This is a genomic window from Williamsia sp. z34 (genome assembly GCF_059553395.1).
Genome location: NZ_JCANWW010000005.1, coordinates 331,554 through 353,987, shown reverse-complemented (window position 1 = coordinate 353,987; position 22,434 = coordinate 331,554). Strand labels below are relative to the sequence as shown.

The window sequence follows — 22,434 nt, the reverse complement described above, 5'->3', positions numbered from 1 at the left end:
AAAACGGGGCTCGATCACCGACCGGCGATCGAGCCCCGTAGCGAAACCTTCAGTCGCTCAAACCGAATCGGAGGTTAGCTTTCGCTCGGCGGCCGTTTCGCCTCCGGGAACCTCGGTTCCACGGATCGAATATCCCGCGGTTTCCCGCAGGAACGGCAGCGCGATCATGCCGACGACACAGGCCAGCATCATGTAGCCGGCCGGGAACAGTTCCCAGCCGTCGTTGGCCGTCACGGCATCGTTCACCAGCGGCGCGGTACCACCGAACGCGGCTGTGGCCACGTTGTACGAGATGGCGAATCCCGCGTACCGAACCTGCGTGGGGAACATTGCCGGGAAGGTCGCCGAAATGGTCGCCAACTGCGGGACGTACAAAAGCCCCAGCACCAGGAAACCGATGATGGCCCACGCCAAACCCTGCGCCATCAGCCAGTACATCGGGACTGCGAACACGAACAGGCCGATCAGCGAACCCCACCACATGGGTTTTCGGCCGATCTTGTCCGACCAGGCCCCAAAGAACGGAATAAAGGCCATCATCGCGAGCTGGCCGACCAAGATGACGATCGTGCCGGCCGTCTCGGACATCCCGAGGGTGGTCTTCAGGTAGGTCGGCTGATAGGCGAGCAACGTGTAGTTGGCCACGTTGAGCGCGATCACCAGACCGAACATCACCAGAATCGGCTGCCAGTAGTTCGTCAGCAGGTCCTTGAATGCCTGCCACGCCGAGCCCTCGATCTGGTTCTTGTTCTCCATCTCGATGAACACCGGGGTGTCGTTCATCTGATTTCGCAGATACAGGCCGATCAGCCCCAACGGCAGGGCGAACAGGAAGGGTACCCGCCACCCCCACTCGTACATCTGATCGTCGCTGAGGAACAAGTCCAGGACCAGCACGAACGTGGTACCCACCACATACCCGCCAAGGGTGCCGACCTCGAGGAAGCTGCCGTACTTTCCTCGCTTCTTATCGGGCGCATACTCAGCCATGAACGTTGCGGCGCCGCCGTATTCACCACCGGTCGAGAAGCCCTGGACCACCCGCAACGCGATCAGCAGGACGGGAGCCCACACGCCGGCCACCGCATGGGTCGGCAGCAGGCCGATCATGGCAGTGGCGCCCGAGATGAGCAGGATGGTCATGGCCAACACTGCTTTTCGGCCGATCCGATCCCCGATCGGTCCCCAGATCATGCCACCGAGCGGACGGAGCACGAACGAGATGGCAAAACCGAGCATCGTGCCGATTGTGCCGATATCGCCAGGAAAGAAGGCCTGGGTCAGATAGGTGGTCGTGGTGGCATAGACGCCGTAGTCGTACCATTCGGTCGCATTACCGATGGCGGATGCCCCGATTGACTTGCGTAGAAGCTTCTTGCCTTCCGGTGATTCCGGATCCGGAAACCCCGGCGGTACTTCGGACGATGCCATTTTAACATTTGGGCTCATTGATAACTCCTCAAATCTGAAGACATCCAATCGATCTCGATGTCTTCGATGCCCACAAGAGAAATCTGCTTCCATGTGCTTGAAAGCAAAAGAACGTTCTTGTCTTCTGTGACATCCTCCTAAAGGGGTTGATCAGCGCCAGTCGCTGGATCAGGTATGCGAACCCGGTAGCGGATTCACGGGCACATTGGGACTCGGATCGAGGGCGGCACCGGGAAAATGCGACTCCGCACCCGGTTCGGAAATGATCCGGTTCAACCCGTCGCGCATGTGATCGATCATCACTTCATCGGCAAGCTTCATGTCACGGGCCTCGATCGCCTCGACGATTCGGCCATGTTCGGCGATCCGTTCCTGCGCCGACACATAGGTTCCGCGCATCGCCCCCAGGCACATGCGGGTCTCCACCAGGATCGTCTCGTGCAGTCGCGACAGACGCGAACTGCCGGAAAGTTCGACCAGTGCATGGTGAAAAGCCATGTCCGCATCCGCGATCTGCGGACCGTTCGGATCGTCGACATATCGCGCCATGTCGGCGACGCAACCGGCGAGAACCCCTGCCGCCTCATCGGGGGTTCGCAGGATCACTTGCTCGAGGGCGGCCCGCTCCACTGCGGTCCTCGCGACGTACATGTCACGGATGTCGTCGTCGTCCATGGTGATCACGAACAACCCGCGATTTCGGTGGCTGACCAGTAGACCCTCCTGTGTGAGCCGCTGCATGGCTTCCCGAAGCGGTCCACGGCTCACCCCGAGGTCGGCGGCGAGCCCGGATTCGGTCAGCTGGAAGCCAGGTGGAAAGTCACCGTTTGCAATGGCGCTGCGCAGCTGACGTGCGATGATGGCCGGGGTCGACTCCTGGACCAGCGGTTCGAGGATCCGGGAGCGGATTGTGCGTTTGCGCACCCGGTCAGCCGGATTCACTGAATCCACCCTTGATCACCCCACCTCACACGCACCACCCACCGCTTTGGTAGATTGTCAACAATCAACGGTATCAGATCAGATGGGGCGCGACCCAGACCGGCACCGGCAGGTTGTTCCGACCACGACCGTCGCAGGCCTCCGAGCGCAGCACTGAGCTAAGCTGATCATCTAACTCAAGGCTTGAGCGATGATCGGAAATGATTGTGCCAGAGGATCTTCAACGCTCCCCAGACCCGGCGTACGCAGTCCTGGCGAACGCGATCCGCAAGCGCATCATCTCGGGTGAACTGCAGCCGGGAGCACGCCTGCCGACAGAAGCCGAACTGCGCAGCGAGTACGGTGTCGGCCAGAGCACCGTTCGCGAGGCAATTCGGTCGCTGGCCAGCCAGAACCTCGTCCACACCACTCGGGGCGTCACCGGCGGTACCTTCGTATCTGTTCCCACCATCGACCACATCAGCGCTCACATCGAAACCGGCGTCACACTCATGACCGCCGCATCGGCCGTCACCGTCGACCAACTGATGGAGGTGCGAGCGCTCATCGAGGTCCCCGCCGCCGGCGTTGCGGCCTACCGGCACACCGAAGCACAGCTGGAAGAACTACGCGCCACCATCTTCGATCCGACCGGGACCATCGGCCCGGAGACGTTCACGAAAAACCAGGGCTTTCACCTGGTGATCCTGCGCGCGGCCAACAACCCGTTGCTCGAACTGGTCACCGCCCCCGTGTTCCGGGTCCTGGGAAGCAGATTCGGCCGGGAATCGGCCCCCGAAGGTTTCTTCACGTGTGTCGCCGACGACCACGGAGCGCTGCTCGACGCCTTCGAACGACGCGATTCGATCAGCACGATGAACCTCATGCGCCGGCATCTCGACCACCTCGGCGACGCCTACAAGCAGATGGATCTGCTGCTCACCGATCCCGATCGGCCTACGCGTTGAGGCTGATCGTCTACTCGTTCATCCTCATCACATTGAGCGGCGGCACTTTTCGCTGCCATCCGATCTGATCCTGAAGAGACTGCGCCACTGCGAACAGCACCTGTTCGCCACCCCGGGCGGCAGTGAGCTGCGCGCCGATCGGCATACCCGAGGCCGGATGAACACCGACCGGAATACTCAGCGTCGGTCCGTCGTGCAACGACCACGGATAGCTCAGTTGACCCAGTCGTCGCGACTGTGCGATCACATCGTCGCCACCGACGATGTGCGGGACGTCGACCGGAAGTGTTGGTGTCAGAACAACATCGACTTCGGCGAAGTACTCACGCATCGCACCGTGGAAATCAATCCGACGGGCAAGAGCGTGCTCTTTCGCCGTCGCCGAGATCACCAGCCCCTGTTCGATACGTTCGCGCGTTGCCTGCTGGAACTTCTCTGGATCATCCCGCAGCCGCGCCCGATGCAGGTCGGCGAGATCGGCGTAGACGATCGTGTAGACGATGTCTTGCGCATCTTCCATACCTACCAGCTGGTCACGAACAACGTTGTGTCCCAAGTCTTGGAGTATCCGTCCGCTGGCCGCGACCGCCGCCAGTATCGCGGGATCGATGTCGTCGGTGATGAACGGGACGGGCATCGCGATCCGCCATCTGTCCGGCAGGGGGACATCGGCGGTCGGCACCAACACGTCGAAGACCGCCTTGACCTGCTCCACCGACCGGGCCAGTGGTCCGACGGTGTCGAAAGACGCACTGACCGGATAGATTCCGGTGGTATCGATGAGCCCGAGCGACGGTCGCAACCCGACGACCCCGCATGCGGAGGCCGGCAACCGGATCGATCCGCCGGTGTCGGTCCCGAGCGCCACATCGACGAGGCCGGCGGCCACGGCAGCTCCCGAGCCACCACTGGAACCAGCAGGTACCCGCGCGGGGTCCCACGGATTGCGAGGGCCGCCGGCTGCCGAGTTCTGTGATGTCACCCCGACCGCAAATTCGGCCATGTTCAGGGTTGCGGTGATCTGCGCACCGGCAGCACGCAACCGCGCCACCACCGCCGCATCCGCGGTCGCCACTCGATCTGCGAAAAATACTGACGCGCAGGTAGATCGGACGCCCGCGACCTCGATATTGTCCTTCACCCCGATACGCATACCCGCGAGCGGGCCGTCGACATCGGGTGTCGGATCAATCCAGGTGATCACCGAATTGACGGTGTCGGTGATCGAAGGGGCCTCGCGGGCGGTGCCGGCTTCGTCGCCGGCACCGCCCTGCGAGAGATTCAGCTCGCCACCTTGGCATCGCGCAGTGTGGCGGTCGCCGCGTCGTCGACAACCCACTTCTCGGTGTCGACGACAACGCCGTAGTCGCGACGGGCTTCTTCGGCCGTGAGGTACTCGTCCCAGACGTCCGACAACACCGCGAAGGCGTCCCGTTCGAACGGATCACCGAATCCGCCGCCGGAGGGCATCTTGATCTCGAGGGTCTCCCCCGCCCGGATGACTTCCTGGGTGACCTTGGAGTACAACACCTCTTCCCGATCGGTCCCCGGGTTGCGGGTGAACGATCCGGACGTTCCGTTGAAGCCACCGAGGGCTCCGGCGGGTGGGTCGTTGCGGTTGTCGGCTTCCGAGCCGAGGAACGTGTCGGTCTCCATCAGCCACGTACGCACGCTGCCGATGCCACCGCGCCACTTGCCCGGCGCCGGGGCCTCGTCGCGGAGTTCATAGCGCTCGGCACGCATCGCGTGGTTGAGCTCGAGTTCCTCGATCGGGTTGTTCCGGGTGTTCGCCATCAGCGTGTCGACGGCGTCCATCCCGTCCTTGCCGTTGCGCGCACCGTAGGAGCCCTCGTTGATCTCGATGTAGACCCAGTACGACTCACCGTCGGCGGCCACACCCGAATAGGCGATGGCACACAGCGCAGCCGACGAACCGGCGATCGCCCGGTCCGGAAGTACCGGCGCCAGTGCGAGGTTGATCGAGTCGAAGATCCGGTTGACCTGAGAGAACCGCGCAAAACACGATGCCGGGAAGTCCGGGTTGAAGATCGTGCCCTCGGGCGCGTATGCCTTCACCGGCCGGAAGCAGCCGTCGTTCTGCGGGACGAACTCCTCGGTCAGCTCCTCGTCGAGCAGGATGGTCCGGATTGCGCTGACCGCCACCGGCAGCACCGAACCCTCGAACGGGACGTTGAAGGCCGTGGGGACCTGCGGGTTGGACCCGGTCAGGTCGATCAGGACGTTGTCGCCATCGACCTGCACCCGGACCGCAACTGCCACCGGCTCGCCGCGATTCTTGCCGTCATCGTCGAGGTAGCCGACGGGAGCCTCGTAGCTGCCGTCGGGGATCTCGCGGATCTTGGCGCGCAGCATGGACTCCGAGTAGTCCATCCACCGCTCGGCAGCACTCATCACCACGTCGAGGCCGTACTTCTCCAGCAGCTCGACAAAACGCTTCTCACCGATGCGCGAGCAGGCGATCAACGCTTCGAGATCGCCGCGGTTCTGTTCGGGGGTGCGGACGTTGTCCAGGATGTGCTGGATCAGCATCTCGTTGCGGACGCCGGCGTCATAGATCTTCATCGAGTCCATGAGCTTGCCCTCGGCCCAGACGTCGACGACATCCATGCACAGGCCCGGGAAGTTGCCGCCGATATCCGAGACGTGCCCGGTGCAACCGGCGAAACCGATGTGCTGACCCTCCCAGAAGATCGGGATGACCACACCGTAGTCCGGCGAGTGCGCCGCACCGTGGTACGGATGGTTGTGCAGGACAACATCACCCGGGTTGTACGTGCCGGCCAGCTTGCGGTTGATGCCGCGGATGTAGGCCGGGATCGAACCGCAGTGCATCGGGGTCGAATCCGATTCGCACAGTTCACGTCCGTTGACATCGAAGATGCCGGCACCGAGGTCCTCGGATTCCCGGATCAGGCTGGAGTACGCCATCCGGTAGAGCACCTGGGCCATTTCCTTGGCCATCGAGTTCAGGGCACCGCCGATCACGCGCAGGGTGATCGGGTCGACCTCGACATCGTTCCAGGTGCGGTGGCCCTCAGCTGCCAGCGAGACACCGGTTTTGGGCATCAGGGTCTTGGCCATGTCAGGAGTTCCTCTCGATGATGATGTGCCCGACGGCGTCGACCGTGGCCCGCTGGCCGATGCCGACAATGGTCGTCGAGTCGAACTGTTGCACGATCGCCGGACCCTCGAACACGTTGCCCGCCTTCAGCAGTGCGCGTTCATAGATCGGTGTCTGCACCCATTCGGGGTCGGCGTTCTCCGACTTCCAGAACAGCGCCCGGGTGGTGGTGGCGATCGCGGCGCTGGCGTCGGCGTCACCCTTTTCGATCTCGGCGATACGTACGTGCTCGACCGCACCGACACCGGTCACGCGAATGTTGACCAGCTGCACCGCTTTGTCGTCGAACCGCTGCGAGTACGTGCGTCCGTGCGCTTCGTGGAACGCCTCGGCCGTTGCTTTCACCCACGCCTCGTCGATGTCGCCGTCCGGCGCGATGACGCGGAGTTCGTAACCCTGTCCCACATAACGGCAGTCGACACTTCGCTCCAGCGAGATGTCGTCGTCACTGATGCCGTCAGCCTTCAACTGGGCCACCGCGTCCGTCGCCAGGCGGTCCATCTGGGTGCGGAGCAGCTCGAGATCAGGCTCGGCCGAGGATGTCCAGACCGTGGTCGGCACCTCGTACCGGATGTCGGTGGTCAGCAGTCCCACCGCAGAGGTGATGCCGGGGTGACCGGGGATGATCACGCGTGGGATGCCGAGCTGGTCGGCGATCTGCCATGCGTACAGCGGTCCGGCACCACCCTCGGCGATCAACGAGAAGTCGCGTGGGTCATACCCTTTGCGCACCGAGTGCAGGCTGATGGCCTCGGTCATCGAGTGGGCGAGGATCTTGAAGATGCCCATCGCGGCGTGTTCGACGTCCGAGCCGAGCTTGTCGGCGATGTGGGTCTTGACCGCTTCGGTGGCCAGCTCCGGCTTGATCGCCATGGTCCCGGACAGGAAGCTGTCTTCCCGCAACCAGCCCATCACGACCATGGCGTCGGTCGATGTGGGTTCGGTACCGCCGCGGTTGTAGCAGGCCGGTCCGGGCACGGCGCCGGCGCTGCGGGGACCGACCCGGAACATGCCGCCCTCGTCGATGGTGGCGATCGACCCGCCACCGGCGCCGATGGTGTCGACCTCGGCCATCGGGACCATCGCGTGGTAATCGCCGACCTGGGTGTCGAGCAGGTGCTTCATGCGCAGCTTGCCGTCGGGTGCCACACCGATGTCCGCGGACGTGCCGCCGACGTCGAGGGTGATGACGCTGGGATAACCCGACGCCTTGCCGATCGCGCAACCGCCGAGAAGACCCGCAATAACGCCGCTGGTCAGCAGCGACACCGGAATGTCACTGGCGCTGCGCGAGGTGACCAGGCCTCCGGCCGACGTCATCAGGTGCACGTCTTCGCCGACCTGTGCGGCCTTGGCCTTGGCAGCGAGGTTCGCGATGTACGTCGAGGTCTTGGGACCGACGAACGCATTGAGTGCGGTGGTGGAGAACCGCTCGTACTCGCGGTACTGCGAGGCGACCTCGCTGGAGAGCGAGATGAACACACCGGGGTACTCCTCGGTGATGATCTCCTTGACGCGCTGCTCGTGTACCGGGTTGCGGTAGGCATGCAGGAAGGCGACCGCGATCGCCTCGACACCGCGTTCGCGCAGGAGCCGGGTCTCCCGCCGGACGGCGTCCTCGTCGAGGGGCGTCAGGATGTTGCCTGCGGCGTCGATCCGCTCGGCGACGGTGCGGCGGTTGCGACGCGGCACCAGCTGCCACTTCTGCCAGGGCAGATCCTGGTAATTCGAGTAATTCAGGGGCCGCTTCTTGCGGGCGATGTGCAAGATGTCGCGGAAGCCGTCGGTGGTGATCATGCCGACGTCACTGCCGTTGTGTTCGAGAACGATATTGGTCGCCACGGTGGTGCCGTGAAAGAACATCTCGATATCGGACGGGACGAGCCCCGCACGCTTGGCGAGTACCTCGATACCGTCCATCGTCCCGATCGAGGGGTCGTGGTTGGTCGACGGCGTTTTGTGCACGGTGACGTTTCCGTCGTCGTCCCACAGCACGAGGTCGGTGAACGTGCCACCGACATCCACTCCAATACGTTTCATGGAAATCCATTCTCTCAACTGCGCTCACCGACCACGCCAGGGCTGGATTCGGTCTCGTCTCTGCATGCGAACCAGAGTCCAAAAACGAAGTCACTGTGACCTCGGCCATGCCGGCCTCTGGTCCACATCCTGCAATACCTCGGAACTTTTCGCTAGTCTCAAACGATAATTCGCAGCAAACCGCCAGGTTTCGCACCTTGACGGCTACATACATCTGATGTTTAGCTCGAGAGGGCGGGCCGCGCTCGGTCCCGTGCCCGCAAACAAGGAGGCAATGTGACGGTCCATCCCGCAACCCTGGGTCGGTTCTTCGAGGACTACGAGATCGGGGACACCTACCAGCACCCACTCGGGCGAACGATCACCGAAACAGACAACGCCTGGATCACCTGCCTCTCGATGAACACGAATCAGAATCACTTCAACAGCCACCTGGCCGCACAGAATCCGATCACCGACGGGCAGATCATCGTCAACTCCGGACTGACCATCGCCGTGGTACTCGGGTTGTCGGTCATCGACATGAGTCAGAACGCCGTTGCGAACATGGAGTTCACCGACGTCAAGCTCAGTCATCCGGTCTACGTCGGTGACACCCTGTATGCGGAGAGTGTCTGCACCGGGCTGCACAAATCGAAGAGTCGCCCCTATGCCGGCGTCGTCTCGATGATCACCCGGGGTGTGAACCAGGACGGCAAGGTCATCATCTCGTGGAAGCGTTCGGTGATGGTCGCAACCCGCGAGAGCGGAATCGGTCAGGGCTACTTTCCTGAGGTCGAGGGAGAATCGTTGGCCTCACTCGCCGAGGCGATGAAGAACGAGGGAACGCAGTGAAGCCACTCGAAGACGTCCGCATCATCTCGCTCGAGCAGTACGGTGCGGGACCGTTCGGCAGTGTCCATCTCGCCGATATGGGTGCGGACATCGTCAAGATCGAGGACCCGAGCGTCGGCGGCGACGTGGGCCGTTATGTCCCGCCCTACAACAAGGGTGAGGATTCGCTGTTCTTCGAGACCTTCAACCGCAACAAACGGAGCATCTCGCTCGATCTGACAACCGATGCGGGTCGGGCGGTCTTCGAAGATCTGGTCCGGACCAGCGACGCGGTCTACTCGAACCTGCGCGGTGACGTACCGGCAAAGCTGCGGATCCGATACGAGGACCTCAAGCACCTCAACCCGGCCATCGTCTGCTGCAGCCTGACCGGCTTCGGGATGACCGGTCCCCGCGCGAACGAACCCGGCTATGACTACATCCTGCAAGGCCTGGCCGGCTGGATGAGCCTGACCGGCGACCCCGAGGGCCCACCCACCAAATCCGGACTCTCCCTTGTCGATTTCTGCGGCGGGTACATCGCCGCGCTGAGCCTGATGGTCGGATTGCATGCGGCCCGCCGCGACGGCGTCGGTGGGGACTGTGACCTCTCGCTCTACGACACCGCGATCTCGATGCTCACCTATCCCGCCACCTGGCATCTGAACGCCGGTTACGAGCCCGTCCGAACCAAGAACTCCGCTCATCCGTCGCTGGTGCCGTTCCAGGCATTCGAGGCCTCCGACGGCTGGCTGGTCGTCGGCTGCGCCAAGGAAAAGTTCTGGAACCGGCTCATCGAGGCCATCGGCCTACCCGAACTGGGCAACGACCCGCGATTCGAATCCTTCACCACCCGAGGCGAATACAAGGACGACCTGCTGCCCATCCTCGAGAAGCGATTTGCCGAGAACACCGTGGACCACTGGCTGGCGCTGCTCACCCCCGCCGGCGTGCCCAGCGGACCGATCAACGACGTGGCGCAGGCCCTGCGGGAACCGCACACCATCGCACGTGGACTCATCGCAAAGACCGAGCATCCGGTCTGGGGTGAGATCGAGCAGGTCGTCTCGCCGGTTCGGTTCGGTACCGAGGAGATCACGCATCGCCGGGCCCCGCTGCGGGGTGAGCATTCCGCCGACGTCCTCGCCGCACTCCCCGGTTACTCCGCCGAGCGCATCGCCGAACTGGCCAAGGCGGGGGCTTTCGGCCCGGACACCGAGATCGCATCGCGATGATCGGCCAACAACTGGCCGACTGGGCAGCCGGCCTCCGTCACTCCGACATCCCCGATGAAGTTCGTCACGAGGCTGCACGGCACCTGATGGATGGGATCGGAAATGGCATCGCTGCAAGGCAATTCGGCGACGGTGACGCCGGGCTGACCGTCGCCCGTGAGCTCGGCGGACCACCACAGGCGCATCCGCTCGGAGACCGGACCGCGATCTCCGCGCCCGCGGCCGCGTTTGCCGGCGGAGTCCTGATGCACGCACTGGACTTCGACGACACCCACGCCGGCGCGTTGGTGCACCCCACCGTGGTGGTCGCCCCGACCGCCCTGGCCGTGGGAGAACAACTCGCGTCGTCGGGCACCGAGGTGCTCAGCGCAGTCACCGTGGGCCTCGAGGTCGCCTGCCGGATCGGCGCCGCTGCACCACATGCGTTCCACGCCCGAGGACTTCATGCCACCGGCATGGTCGGACCGCTCGCCTCGGCCATCACCGCCGCTCGGCTGCACCTGTTCTCCGGAGCTCGCACAGCACATGCCCTCGGGATCGCCGGATCGTCGTCCAGCGGGCTGTTGGAGTTCCTGGAAACCGGCGACAACACAAAGATCGTGCACCCGGGCTCGGCCAACCTGAACGGAATCCTGGCGGTGCGGCTGGCCGCTCAGGGTGTCACCGGACCGGCATCAGTACTCGAAGGACCCCGCGGACTCTTCGCGGCCCTGGCCGGTAGGGCACCGGATACCGACGCCCTCATCGGCGACCTCGGGACCACCTGGCAGGCCGGCAACATCGGGATCAAGCCGTACCCCAGTTGCCAGCTGATGCACGTCTCCCTCGACGCGGTTGCCGCCGCACTCGTCGACCGGTCGGTCGATCCGGGGGCCGTCGAATCGATCGTGCTGCATGTCCATCCCGACAGCGCTCCCATCGTCTGCCCGCCCGAGGCCGGAAAGCGCTTACCCCGAACGATTTACGATGCGAAGTTCGACCTGCCATGGAGCGCCGCCTCCCTGATCCATGATGGCAGCGTCACCCTCGGGACGTACTCTGATACCGCCATCGCCCGCGCCGACGTACTGCAGACCGCAGCCAAGGTGGTTGTCCAGATCACCGAGACGACAGGGCCGGCCGCGGATGCACCGGGCCACGCAGAGATCCGCCTCGCCGACGGCAGCACGCTGATCGGTGACGTCGCGGGCAGTCGCGGCACCACTGCAGTCCCGATCTCCGACGCCGACCTCATCGCGAAATTCGCCCAGAACTGTGGCAATCACCCTGCCGCACAAGAATTGGCCGAGTTCCTGCTCCACCTCGACGACGCGCCGTCGTTGCACCCCCTGACCACGTCGGCCGCCGACATCGTCGTCGATCTTCGCTGACCACCACTTCTTTCAGACCAGGAGCACCATGGACTTCACCTTCACCCAGGAACAGAACGATTTCCGGGCCGCATTGCGCCAGCTTGTCGACAAGCAGATCATCCCGGTCGCCAACGAGTGGGAGCGCTCGGGTCGCTATCCCACCGAAATCGTCGAACACCTCAAGGCGATGGGCCTTTTCGGCATCACGACTCCCGAGGAATACGGCGGCCTGGCGCTCGACATGGTCTCGTTCACCCTGGTCTACGAGGAGATCGCCCGCGGCTGGATGGGTATCGCCGGCATCCTCGGCAGCCACAACCTCTCGTGCTGGATGATCGCCAAGCACGGCACCGAGGCCCAGAAGCAGCAGTGGCTACCCAGACTCGCCAGCGGTGAATGCCGCACCGGCATCGGCCTGACCGAGCCCGGCGCCGGCACCGACCTACAGGGCATCACCACCACCGCCACCAAAGACGGTGACCACTACGTGGTGCGTGGCATGAAGACCTGGATCACCAACGCCCGCCACGCCGATGTGTTGCCGGTCCTGGTCAAGACCGATCCGACCACCACCCCCGCCCACAAGGGCATGAGTCTGCTGCTGATCGACACCACGTCCAACGGCTTTGACGTCCAACGGGATATGGGCAAACTGGGCTACAAGGGCACTGAGTCCTGCGAGATCCTGCTCGATGACGTCCGCGTCCCGGAAGATGCACTGCTCGGCGGGATCGAGGGCCACGGTCTGCAGCAGGCGCTGTCCGGGCTGGAGATCGGCCGCCTGAACATCGCCGGCCGCAGCGTGGGTATCGCGCAGGCCTCCTACGACGCCGCGCTCACCTACGCGCGCGAGCGCACCGCGTTCGGCAAGCCGATCGCCGACTTCCAGGCGATCCAGCTCAAACTCGCCGACATCGCCACCCAACTGCAGGCCGCGCGCCTGATGACCTATTGGGCGGCATCCAAAGCTGATTCGGGTGCCCGGATCGACATGGAGGCCGGCATGGCGAAGTACTTCGCCTCCGAAACCGCCATCACCGCCAGCCTCGAGGCGATGCGCGTACACGGCGGCTACGGCTACTCCACCGAGTTCAACGTCGAGCGCTTCTACCGTGACGCACCACTGATGTCGATCGGCGAAGGCACCAACGACATCATGCGCACCGTCATCGCCAAGGCACTCGTCGCCGGCCACGGGTCCATCGGATGACCACGAGCGCCCGGTCGTACCTCTATGTGCCGGGCAACCGGCCCGACCGGTTCGACAAAGCCCTGGGGTCCGGTGCCGACGCGATCGTCCTCGATCTCGAGGATGCAGTTGCACCGGCCGACAAACAGAGGGCGTTCGTCGACGTCGAACGCTGGCTGTCCGGTATCGAGTCCCACCCCTGCCCGATCTGGATCCGCGTGAATGCCGGGGATCAGCAGGCCGACGAAGTCGCAATGGCTGTCCGGGCGGGTGCAGACGGTCTCTTCGTGCCGAAATGCGATGACGTGCAGGCGCTTGTCCTGCTGGACTATGACCTGGTCCGGTTGGAGAACGAATACCAGCGCACACCTCTGGCGGTGTCGCCCCTATTGGAGACGGCACAGGGCATTCTCAACGCCGCGGCCATCGCCGCCGCGCCGCGGGTGGCGTTCCTGCAGATCGGCGAAGTCGACCTGGCCGCTGATCTGGATCTGGAACCCGGCCCCACCGGCGAGGAACTGCTGTGGGCGCGATCGCGGGTTGTGATCGCGTCGGTGGCGGCGAAAATCCTGTCACCGCTCGGGGCGGCATCTGCGAACATCCGCGATACCGACGTGTTTGCCGACGAGACCCGTCGGTTACGCCGGCTCGGCTTCTTCGGCCGCGCCTGCATCCATCCCTCGCAGATCGCGGCCGTTCACACCCTGAACACCCCGTCACAGCGGGACGTCGATGCGGCAACGGCAATCGTGCAGGCACTGGAGAGTGCCGACAGTGGAGTCGCGACCGACGCCCAGGGGAATCTGATCGATGAGGCCGTCGCACGGTCGGCCCGGAGAGTTCTCGAACGGGCCTCGAACTGACCGACGGGATCTACCCCGGCTTTGTCACGCGGGGTCAGCGGTGATCGACAGCCCGACGGTCCCACCTTTGCCGCGCCGCAGCAGGCTGGCCTTCACGGTGATCCAGCCGAGGATGCCGTATTTCTTGATCACGACGTCGCGGACGTGGTCGGTGCCGGCCTGATCCAGGACGGTGCCGGTCCCGCGAACCGGTTCGCCGTAGGTCTTCTTGCCGCGTGCATCGCACGCCTGCACGATCACGGCCGGGTTGCGGCGCAGACGTTTGACCTTCCAGGAGTCGGCGACGGTCCACATCAATAGCGCCTCGCCATCGAGCGCGGCCCACAGCGGCGTGGCCACCGGGGTACCGTCTTTGCGAAAAGTGGTCAGTTGCACGTACTTTGCGTTGCCTGCTTGCCCAAACGGTGTGGTCATCGGAATCCTTCGGTAGCCCTGTTCCACTGATGCTACGGGTTCGGTGTCAGGCGACCCGTCCGAAGAGGGATTGCCGAGCGGGGCTCGGCCGCGTAACCACGATGCCGACATCTCGCAGTGTCGCCCAGGCACCTGTCGGCCGGATTTGTTGCGGTTCAGATGTTTCGGGCTATCTCACAGAAAGTCTTGTAGGTGGCTTTGAGGGTCTCACCGGCCGCTGCCGAGTCGGCGACCTCACCGGAGCGCCCGCACCGCCAGGTATCGAGCGAGATGTGCATGAGCGACATGAACACCGACACGATGACCCGCACCCGCGGATCGTCGGCGTCGGTGTTCATGCGCTGAGCGACCATGTCGGTGATGCTGCGGAACTTCTTGTCGCCGAGCTCGATGCTCCGCGCATTCACCGACGGCGCGTTCTGGATGATCCGATTCATCGTCTCGAACCGGGTGAGGTCACCGGCGCCGACCGGACACTGCCCCCCGAGGATCTGCACCTGCGCGTTGACCAACGCCTCGATCTCGTTGCCGGTGACCGGCTGGGCGTCGAAAGCCGTCACCATCGAGGCGATCATGTCTTCGATCGGGGCGAGCACCACGTCTTCTTTCGTGGCGAAATACCGGTTGAATGTACGTGGGGAGATGTCGGCAGCATCCGAGATCTGATCAACGGTGGTCGCCTCGAAGCCCTGCTGATCGCATAGTTCGAGCGCCGCCGCGATCAGCCGATCGCGCGTCTGTAGCTTCTTTCGTTCCCGAAGACCGGCCTTGACCTGGCCCGTTCCGGCTTCCGCAAGTGTCACGTCCACATGATAACCCCGCGCAGGCACCTTTTCGCAGACCCTGCCAATTGACCATGTCCGAATTTTGTCTCTTGACGACTTCTGTCTGAGCCTGCCACTATTGGTCCAGCGTTGATTTACATGCCGTTTTCGTCAGCCCTCTAGATTTGAGGATCTCGTGGCTTCATCCGACACCGCCATCTCCAAAGAACTCCCCGACCCCACAACAACCACCCCGACCGCCGACCCGCGCCGCTGGTTGGCACTGGTGATCATCGCACTTGCACAGCTCATGGTGGTACTCGATGCCAGCATCGTGACCATCGCATTACCTTATGCCCAAGCCGATTTGGACATTTCGGACGCAAACCGCCAGTGGGCCCTGACGGCCTACACGCTGATGTTCGGTGGCCTGCTCCTCCTCGGCGGACGAATGGCCGATTACCTGGGACGCCGCCGAATGTTCCTGATCGGCCTCGCCGGATTCGCCGCATCGTCGGCCATGGCCGGGTTCGCCTGGGACGCGATGTCCTTCTTCGCCGGACGCGCCCTGCAAGGCGTGTTCGCGGCGATCCTCGCACCGGCAGCCCTGTCGCTGATCACCGTCACCTTCATCGAACAGAAGGAACGCGCCCGCGCCTTCGCCGTGTACGCAGCCGTCTCCGGAGGTGGAGCAGCCATCGGTCTCATCGCCGGCGGCGCACTGACCGAATACCTGTCGTGGCGCTGGACCCTGCTGATCAACACCCCGATCGCCATCATCGCCGCCGTCGGCGGGTTGCTGCTGGTGATCCGCGACCGACCCTCCAAGCGAACCGGCGGATATGACCTGCCCGGCGCGGTCACCGTGACCCTCGGCCTGATCAGCCTGGTGTACGGATTCACCAAGGCGGCCGAATCGGGCTGGGGCGCAACGACGACCATTCTGCTGTTCGTCGCCGCCGCCGTCTTGCTGGCCGCATTCGTGACCATCGAGGTCCGCACGCCCAATCCACTGCTACCGCTACGCATTCCCGGCGAGATCAGCAGGGGCGGTGCCTATCTCGTCGCGTTCATCACCCCGACGGCCATGTTCGCCATGTTCCTGTTCCTGAGCTACTACTTCCAGAACACACTCGGCCACCCGCCGTTGTGGGCCGGCGTCCTGTTCCTGCCGTTCCCGATCACCGTCATCATCTCGGCCGGCTTCGCCAGTTCTCTGCTGCCGCGCTTCGGTCCCCGACCGTTGCTGATGCTGGGCACCGCCCTCGGCACAGCAGGCTTCCTGTACCTGGCGCAGCTGGACTCGGACTCGACCTGGGCGGTGCACGTCCTGCCCAGCGAAATCCTGATCGCGTTCGGCATGGGCCTGGTGTTCGTGTCGTCGCAATCGACGGCGCTTCATCGCATCAAGGAGTCGGACTCCGGCGTGGCCAGCGCGTTGTTGAACACCTCCCAGCAGGTGGGCGGGTCGGTCGGCGTTGCACTCTTGAGCACGATTGTGGCGCAGGCCTTCTCCGGACACAGCGGCTCGGCCATGACGCAGGACCCGGCCACGGGAGCACCGGTCCCGGTCGATCCGGCCGCATTCACCGAGGCCAACATCTACAGCTACGACGTGGCGTTCTACTGGGGCGCGGGATTCATGGTCCTGGCGTTCTTGGTCTCGACCTTCATGATTCGGATGGGCCGTCACTCACTGGGTGACGAACCACAGAACGCGGCGGTCGTCGCGGCCTGAGGACCTTTTTCTGCGGAGAACCGGGTCGCCGCCTTCGGGCGCGGCCCGGTTTTCTCTTGTCGGCTGTGCGCACCCGGTAGGTTCGGTCCTTGACCCTCACACAGTGTCAGGTTGCAGCGTGGAGACCGCCATGATCACCATCGGAGATTTTGCCAAGCTCGGCCGGGTATCGGTCCGAATGCTGCGACACTACGACTCGATCAGGCTGCTCACACCGTCACGCACCGACCCGCACAGCGGCTACCGGTTCTACGAGGTGAACCAGCTCGAACGACTCAACCGCGTTGTTGCGCTGAAGGATCTGGGTCTGCGCCTCGACGAGGTACGTCAGATCGTCGACGACGACCTCACCGGTTCCGACTTGCGGGCAATGTTGCGTCTGCGCCAGGTGGAACTCGAATCGCAGATCCGGCACGACCAGCATCGCCTCGCCCGAGTGGAAGCCAGACTCCGACTCATCGAAGGAGAAGAAGGCGTGTCCGAATCCATCATCACCACCAAAACCGTTGCACCGACCAAGAACGTGGGATTGCGCGCGGTGGCCGCCAGCACCACCACCGAGGACATCGGGCCGACCATCCGTGAGTTGTACCCTCGCGTCGGCGAAGCGCTCCGCGCCGCGCGCGAGACTCCGGTGGGTCCGCCGCTGGCCTACTACTCCCCCGCACCCGAGGAATCCGAGGATGCGGTGTGGATCCATGCCACGATGCCCGTCCTGTCCGGTTCGGTACCCGGCCTCGACACCTTCGAGATCCCGGGCGGAGAAGTCGCCTCGCTGATCCATCACGGGGAAATGGACACGATCGACGCGTCGTACCAAACCCTCAACCGCTGGGTCACCGATCAGGGATTCACCCTGACCGGGCAGGGTCGAGAGATCTACCTGGAAATGGCTGACAAGCAAACCCACTGGGTCACCGAAGTCCAGGTCGACTTCGTCCGCTGATCAGCACTTTTCGCCGGGCCGCCCAGCCTCGTCGGGGGTGCCCGGCGAATCCGGCGGCTGGACGCCGCACTCGAGTTCACGCTGTTTCAGCTGCTCAATTCGACGAATACGCATTGCCTCCCGAGCCTCGCGAAGCGCCTCGTCGGGGTGGTGCGCCCGGTTGACCATGGGCTTTCTTTCCGGATCGATGAAGGCCGGTGGAATCCAGGCACACCGACCCGCATCCGGTCCTTCGGTGAGCATCACCGTCTGCCATTGATTGACCCCCGGACCGATCAGCTTGTGGTGCTGCGGACACGCCGGTGCCTCGTTGAAGATATCGGTGAATCCGCCGAGCACCCATTCCAAAATGTGATGGGCTTCGGCCCACATTGCCGGATTTGAACATCCTGGCGTCGAGCAACCGCGATGAGCAGCGAACATCGCCAGCCGCTGCGACTCGCTCGCCAGCCGACGCGCCCGCCCGTAGTACAGGATCTCGTTCGAGTGATTCTTGAAGATCGCCAACGATTTGTCGCTGCGCACAGCGAGTTCCACAGCATCACCGATGGGCAGAATCGTTCCGGTCGCCGTATACGCCACACCTGATCCGTACGGCCGCACCGGACTCCGGCTTTCAAGTGGCACAAGTTCACCCGATCGGGTCCTGCTCGGCTCCAGCACCTCCGGCTCGAGAACCTCCACCGATTCCGATTCCGATTCAGGCTCCGGCTCCGGCTGCGACTCGTCCGGTACCTCGGCATCGGCATCGGCATCGGCATCGGCATCGGCAACACCGTCGTCGCGTTCATCGATGTCGATGACCACACCGGCGGCGTCAGGTGAGGACCGCAGCGATTCGTCGAGCTGATCTTTCGTCATCGAGATGATCACCTGCACCGGCAGACCACGGTGCGATCTGCCGAGCTGACCGGACTCGATCAAATACAGCAGCGCGGCCTTCAACGCATCAGTTGCGCTGCGCCTGACTGCGAATGTCATTGTCAGCAGCGGCCTGCAGGATGTCTTTGTCCAGGGCCGGGTCGTCCACCGCGCCCGACGGGGACAGCGGGTCACCAGGATTGTTCATCCCTTTCGCGGCCCAGACGGTCAACATCACGTCCAGCAGGGCGCGCGTCACCGGGTCCAGATGGCCGGTGATCTTCGACATCAAGTTCGTGGACTGATTGCCCAGGCTCAGACCGCGATGGCGGGCGCGGTCCGCATCGTCGGTCAACGTACCGTCGGGATCGAGATACTCGACGATCCGCTCACCGATCCGCTCCACTTCTGGCGGGGTGTACCGCTGGCACAACTCCGCCATCGCGGCCTCGGTGTTCTCCCGCTTTTCCGCATCGACCTTCGCGGGGATCTTGGCCATCACGTCCAACACGATCGCCGCATGCTCGAGATCGATCGCTCCGTCCCGCAACGCCGCCGCTGTCTCCGGATACCGCGGTGCGACGATCTCACCACTGGGCATCACCGATGCGGTCAGAGCGTCCATTGCCTCCAGCCGTTTACGGGCCGCCCCGGGCCGCAACCGCAACAGGTGTTTGAGCATCGCCACCGGCGACCCGAAACCCACCTTCGAAAAAGCCCGCCGCACAGTAACTTCGCGTAATACCGGCAAAGCTGCGGCCTGCAGTCTTCGCGTCGAGGTTTCGATCCGCTGCAGCACCCGCACGCAGTCTTCATCAGACAGCGGCGTCAAATCCGTTGTGGCGATGCGCTCGACAGCCGCCTCGAGCTCGAGCAGGGCAGCATGCGTCGGCATGTCGATTGCGAACTGATCAGACACCCCGGACCCCCCAGCCCCTGTGAACGAACGCGAAAGCGCTTGAAGAGAAGTGTAGCCCCAAAATGCCGAGTAATCAAACGTATGTTCGAACTGATCGAGAGTGTCAATCCTCGTTCCCGCAACAAGCGAGAACCCCTACACCGTTGCGGTGCAGGGGTTCTCGTTCAAACAGTCGGCCAGGTCAGCCGACGACCAACGTCTCGGCATCGTCGCTGGTGGTCACCGGGACAACGTCGCCGTCGGCGATCTTGCCGGCCAGCAATGCCCGGGCCAGCTGGTCGCCGATCGCCTGCTGCACCAACCGGCGCAGCGGGCGGGCACCGTAGAGCGGATCGAATCCGCGGGTGGCGAGCCACTTCTTGGCGTCCTCCGAGACCTCCAGCTGCAACCGACGCTGTGCCAGGCGCTTGCCCAGCTGGCCGAGCTGGATGTCGACGATCGACACCAGTTGTTCGGCGGTCAGCGAGTCGAACACCACGACGTCGTCGAGTCGGTTGATGAACTCCGGCTTGAACGCCGCCCGGACGGCCGCCATCACCTGGTCCTTGTCGCCACCTGCTCCCAGGTTGGACGTCAGGATCAAGATGGTGTTGCGGAAGTCGACCGTGCGGCCCTGACCATCGGTCAGCCGTCCCTCGTCGAGCACCTGCAGCAGGATGTCGAACACATCCGGATGTGCCTTCTCGACCTCGTCGAACAGCACCACCGTGTAGGGGCGGCGTCGAACGGCCTCGGTCAATTGGCCACCGGACTCGTAGCCTACGTAGCCGGGAGGAGCACCCACGAGCCTTGCCACACTGTGCTTTTCGCCGTACTCGCTCATGTCGATGCGAACCATGGCGTGTTCGTCGTCGAACAAGAACTCGGCAAGAGCCTTGGCCAACTCGGTTTTACCGACGCCGGTCGGTCCGAGGAACAGGAACGAGCCCAGCGGCCGGTTCGGGTCGGCGACACCGGCGCGAGCACGACGAACCGCGTCGGACACCGCCTCGACGGCCAGCTTCTGGCCGACGACCCGAGATCCGAGTTCGTCTTCCATCCGCAGCAGTTTCGCGGTCTCACCCTCGAGCATGCGGCCGGCCGGGATACCCGTCCAGGCGGAAACCACCTGTGCCACATCGTCAGGGCCGACCTCTTCCTGCAGCATCACGTCGCCGGTCGGGTCTGCACCCGACTTCTCCATGGCGGCAGCGAGTTCCTTTTCCAGGGTCGGGATGGTGCCGTACCGCAGTTCGGCTGCCCGGCCCAGATCCCCATCGCGCTCGGCCCGCTCGGATTCACCGCGCAGGTTTTCGAGGCGTTCCTTGAGGTCGCGGACCGAGTCGATCGCGTTCTTCTCACCCTGCCAGCGCGCGGAGAGCTCGTTGAGCTTCTCTCGCTGGTCGGCCAGCTCCTGACGGAGCTTGTCGAGGCGGATCTTCGACGCGGCGTCGGATTCCTTCTCCAACGCGACCTCTTCGACTTCGAGCCGACGCACGATGCGCTCGACCTCGTCGATTTCGACTGGGCGCGAATCGATTTCCATCCGGAGCCGAGATGCTGCCTCGTCGACCAGGTCGATGGCCTTGTCGGGCAGGAACCGCGACGTGATGTAACGATCACTCAGTGTTGCGGCCGCGACCAGTGCGGAGTCCGTGATCCGGACGCCGTGGTGCACCTCGTACCGTTCCTTGAGTCCACGCAGGATGCCGATGGCGTCTTCAACCGACGGTTCGCCGACGTAGACCTGCTGGAAACGCCGTTCCAGGGCGGCGTCTTTCTCGATGTACTGACGGTATTCGCTGAGTGTGGTGGCACCCACCAGCCGCAGTTCACCGCGGGCTAGCATCGGCTTGATCATGTTGCCGGCGTCCATCGCAGAGTCGCCGGTGGCTCCGGCACCCACGATGGTGTGCAGCTCGTCAATGAACGTGATGACCTGTCCGGCAGAGCCTTTGATCTCTTCCAGGACAGCCTTCAGTCGCTCTTCGAACTCGCCGCGGTACTTGGCACCGGCGACCATCGAACCCATGTCGAGGGACACAACGGTTTTTCCACGCAGACTTTCGGGGACGTCACCGGCGATGATGCGCTGGGCGAGCCCTTCGACGATCGCGGTCTTACCGACACCGGGTTCACCGATCAGGACCGGGTTGTTCTTGGTCCGGCGGCTCAGCACCTGGACGACGCGACGGATCTCTGTGTCGCGGCCGATGACCGGGTCGAGCTTGCCTTCACGAGCGGCAGCGGTCAGGTCGGTGGAGTACTTCTCCAACGCCTGATAGGTGCTCTCCGGGTCGGCGGAGGTCACGCGGGCACTGCCACGGACTGCGACGAACGCGTCCTGGAGAGCCTGGGCGGTCGCACCCGCATCGGACAGCAGCTTGGCGACGTCGGAGTCACCCTTCGCCAGCCCGACAACGAGGTGTTCGGTCGAGACGTACTCGTCATCGAGTTCACCGGCGAGTTGCTGAGCTGCCGAAATGGCCGCGATGCTCTCGCGGCTGAGCTGCGGTGTCGAGCTGGCGCCGGAGGCCTTGGGCATCCGGTCGACGAGCTGTTGTGCCGCGGCGCGGATCTGACCAGGATCAACGCCCACCGCCTTGAGCAGCGGCGCGGAGATCCCATCTGACTGATCCAGCAGCGCCACGAGCATGTGAGCAGGTCGTACGTCAGGGTTCCCGGACGCGGCTGCATCCTGGATCGCGGCCTGCAACGCGGCCTGTGTCTTGGTGGTGGGGTTGAAACTGTCCACGAGTCACCTTCCTTCTAAGGTCCATACAAGAACTTACGGGTCGCCGTTGCGCCCGTTCAGAAGGTGTAACGCACCAAGAGTTGAGTCTGTTCCGCTCAACTAAA

The 22,434-nt window shown here is 63.8% G+C and carries 18 protein-coding genes; 8 read left to right on the top strand and 10 right to left on the bottom strand.

What is annotated here, in order from left to right:
• Positions 1–57 precede the first annotated feature (57 nt).
• Both AC51GT_RS15105 and AC51GT_RS15100 read right to left on the bottom strand, forming a co-directional pair.
• The gene (locus AC51GT_RS15105) at positions 58–1,449 is read right to left on the bottom strand and encodes an MFS transporter (protein ID WP_496322825.1); all 1,392 of its coding nucleotides are present in this window, start codon (positions 1,447–1,449) and stop codon (positions 58–60) included.
• A gap of 150 nt (positions 1,450–1,599) precedes the next feature.
• Positions 1,600–2,382, bottom strand: coding sequence for a GntR family transcriptional regulator (locus tag AC51GT_RS15100; RefSeq protein WP_496329280.1), 783 nt, complete (start codon positions 2,380–2,382; stop codon positions 1,600–1,602).
• Positions 2,383–2,573: 191 nt separating this feature from the next.
• Between AC51GT_RS15100 and AC51GT_RS15095 the strand changes: the two genes are divergently transcribed.
• On the top strand, positions 2,574–3,320 hold the full coding sequence (locus AC51GT_RS15095; RefSeq protein WP_496322823.1) for a FadR/GntR family transcriptional regulator: 747 nt from the start codon (positions 2,574–2,576) through the stop codon (positions 3,318–3,320).
• A gap of 10 nt (positions 3,321–3,330) precedes the next feature.
• Here the strand turns inward: AC51GT_RS15095 and AC51GT_RS15090 are convergent, their stop codons facing one another.
• From AC51GT_RS15090 to AC51GT_RS15080, 3 genes are all read right to left on the bottom strand, one after another.
• Entirely contained in the window at positions 3,331–4,524 is a 1,194-nt protein-coding gene (locus tag AC51GT_RS15090; protein WP_496329279.1) for an amidase, read from the bottom strand.
• Between the two features lie 77 nt (positions 4,525–4,601).
• The gene (locus tag AC51GT_RS15085; RefSeq protein WP_496322821.1) at positions 4,602–6,422 is read right to left on the bottom strand and encodes a hydantoinase B/oxoprolinase family protein; all 1,821 of its coding nucleotides are present in this window, start codon (positions 6,420–6,422) and stop codon (positions 4,602–4,604) included.
• Position 6,423: 1 nt separating this feature from the next.
• Positions 6,424–8,502: a hydantoinase/oxoprolinase family protein gene (locus tag AC51GT_RS15080; RefSeq protein WP_496329278.1), complete on the bottom strand. Its 2,079-nt coding sequence runs from the start codon at positions 8,500–8,502 to the stop codon at positions 6,424–6,426.
• 276 nt (positions 8,503–8,778) lie between these two features.
• On the opposite strand from AC51GT_RS15080, the gene AC51GT_RS15075 reads away from it, so the two are divergent.
• From AC51GT_RS15075 to AC51GT_RS15055, 5 genes are read left to right on the top strand one after another with little or no spacing between them, the layout of a single operon-like run.
• Complete coding sequence (locus AC51GT_RS15075) at positions 8,779–9,336, top strand: MaoC family dehydratase (protein ID WP_496322819.1); 558 nt, start codon at positions 8,779–8,781, stop codon at positions 9,334–9,336.
• Positions 9,333–10,550, top strand: a complete 1,218-nt coding sequence (locus tag AC51GT_RS15070; RefSeq protein WP_496322818.1) for a CaiB/BaiF CoA transferase family protein — start codon at positions 9,333–9,335, stop codon at positions 10,548–10,550. The genes AC51GT_RS15075 and AC51GT_RS15070 overlap by 4 nt, the downstream gene beginning before the upstream one ends.
• Entirely contained in the window at positions 10,547–11,920 is a 1,374-nt protein-coding gene (locus AC51GT_RS15065; RefSeq protein ID WP_496329277.1) for an MmgE/PrpD family protein, read from the top strand. The genes AC51GT_RS15070 and AC51GT_RS15065 overlap by 4 nt, the downstream gene beginning before the upstream one ends.
• A gap of 28 nt (positions 11,921–11,948) precedes the next feature.
• Positions 11,949–13,112: an acyl-CoA dehydrogenase family protein gene (locus tag AC51GT_RS15060; protein ID WP_496329276.1), complete on the top strand. Its 1,164-nt coding sequence runs from the start codon at positions 11,949–11,951 to the stop codon at positions 13,110–13,112.
• Entirely contained in the window at positions 13,109–13,954 is an 846-nt protein-coding gene (locus AC51GT_RS15055) for an HpcH/HpaI aldolase/citrate lyase family protein (RefSeq protein ID WP_496329275.1), read from the top strand. The genes AC51GT_RS15060 and AC51GT_RS15055 overlap by 4 nt, the downstream gene beginning before the upstream one ends.
• Before the next feature lie 24 nt (positions 13,955–13,978).
• Here AC51GT_RS15055 and AC51GT_RS15050 read toward each other — a convergent pair whose 3' ends face one another.
• Both AC51GT_RS15050 and AC51GT_RS15045 read right to left on the bottom strand, forming a co-directional pair.
• On the bottom strand, positions 13,979–14,368 hold the full coding sequence (locus tag AC51GT_RS15050; RefSeq protein ID WP_496322814.1) for a PPOX class F420-dependent oxidoreductase: 390 nt from the start codon (positions 14,366–14,368) through the stop codon (positions 13,979–13,981).
• A gap of 155 nt (positions 14,369–14,523) precedes the next feature.
• Positions 14,524–15,171, bottom strand: coding sequence for a TetR/AcrR family transcriptional regulator (locus tag AC51GT_RS15045; RefSeq protein ID WP_496322813.1), 648 nt, complete (start codon positions 15,169–15,171; stop codon positions 14,524–14,526).
• A 157-nt stretch (positions 15,172–15,328) separates the two neighbouring features.
• On the opposite strand from AC51GT_RS15045, the gene AC51GT_RS15040 reads away from it, so the two are divergent.
• Together AC51GT_RS15040 and AC51GT_RS15035 are read left to right on the top strand one after the other, a co-directional pair.
• Positions 15,329–16,870, top strand: coding sequence for an MFS transporter (locus AC51GT_RS15040; protein ID WP_496322812.1), 1,542 nt, complete (start codon positions 15,329–15,331; stop codon positions 16,868–16,870).
• Positions 16,871–17,000: 130 nt separating this feature from the next.
• Positions 17,001–17,816 carry a MerR family transcriptional regulator gene (locus AC51GT_RS15035; protein WP_496322811.1) on the top strand — a complete coding sequence of 272 codons (816 nt, stop codon included), beginning with the start codon at positions 17,001–17,003 and terminating at the stop codon, positions 17,814–17,816.
• Here AC51GT_RS15035 and AC51GT_RS15030 read toward each other — a convergent pair whose 3' ends face one another.
• From AC51GT_RS15030 to clpB, 3 genes are all read right to left on the bottom strand, one after another.
• The gene (locus AC51GT_RS15030) at positions 17,817–18,797 is read right to left on the bottom strand and encodes an HNH endonuclease signature motif containing protein (protein WP_496329274.1); all 981 of its coding nucleotides are present in this window, start codon (positions 18,795–18,797) and stop codon (positions 17,817–17,819) included.
• Entirely contained in the window at positions 18,766–19,596 is an 831-nt protein-coding gene (locus AC51GT_RS15025) for a DUF222 domain-containing protein (RefSeq protein ID WP_496329273.1), read from the bottom strand. The genes AC51GT_RS15030 and AC51GT_RS15025 overlap by 32 nt, the downstream gene beginning before the upstream one ends.
• 181 nt (positions 19,597–19,777) lie before the next feature.
• The gene (gene clpB, locus AC51GT_RS15020) at positions 19,778–22,330 is read right to left on the bottom strand and encodes an ATP-dependent chaperone ClpB (RefSeq protein ID WP_496329272.1); all 2,553 of its coding nucleotides are present in this window, start codon (positions 22,328–22,330) and stop codon (positions 19,778–19,780) included.
• Positions 22,331–22,434: the final 104 nt, after the last annotated feature.

What these genes read in the sequence shown, in the direction of transcription:
- AC51GT_RS15105 (WP_496322825.1), bottom strand. Translation starts at nt 1,449, where the DNA reads ATGAGCCCAAATGTTAAAATGGCATCGTCCGAAGTACCGCCGGGGTTT.
- AC51GT_RS15085 (WP_496322821.1), bottom strand. Translation starts at nt 6,422, where the DNA reads ATGGCCAAGACCCTGATGCCCAAAACCGGTGTCTCGCTGGCAGCTGAG.
- AC51GT_RS15030 (WP_496329274.1), bottom strand. Translation starts at nt 18,797, where the DNA reads ATGACATTCGCAGTCAGGCGCAGCGCAACTGATGCGTTGAAGGCCGCG.
- AC51GT_RS15035 (WP_496322811.1), top strand. Translation starts at nt 17,001, where the DNA reads ATGATCACCATCGGAGATTTTGCCAAGCTCGGCCGGGTATCGGTCCGA.
- AC51GT_RS15050 (WP_496322814.1), bottom strand. Translation starts at nt 14,368, where the DNA reads ATGACCACACCGTTTGGGCAAGCAGGCAACGCAAAGTACGTGCAACTG.
- AC51GT_RS15060 (WP_496329276.1), top strand. Translation starts at nt 11,949, where the DNA reads ATGGACTTCACCTTCACCCAGGAACAGAACGATTTCCGGGCCGCATTG.
- AC51GT_RS15055 (WP_496329275.1), top strand. Translation starts at nt 13,109, where the DNA reads ATGACCACGAGCGCCCGGTCGTACCTCTATGTGCCGGGCAACCGGCCC.
- AC51GT_RS15095 (WP_496322823.1), top strand. Translation starts at nt 2,574, where the DNA reads ATGATTGTGCCAGAGGATCTTCAACGCTCCCCAGACCCGGCGTACGCA.
- AC51GT_RS15065 (WP_496329277.1), top strand. Translation starts at nt 10,547, where the DNA reads ATGATCGGCCAACAACTGGCCGACTGGGCAGCCGGCCTCCGTCACTCC.
- AC51GT_RS15080 (WP_496329278.1), bottom strand. Translation starts at nt 8,502, where the DNA reads ATGAAACGTATTGGAGTGGATGTCGGTGGCACGTTCACCGACCTCGTG.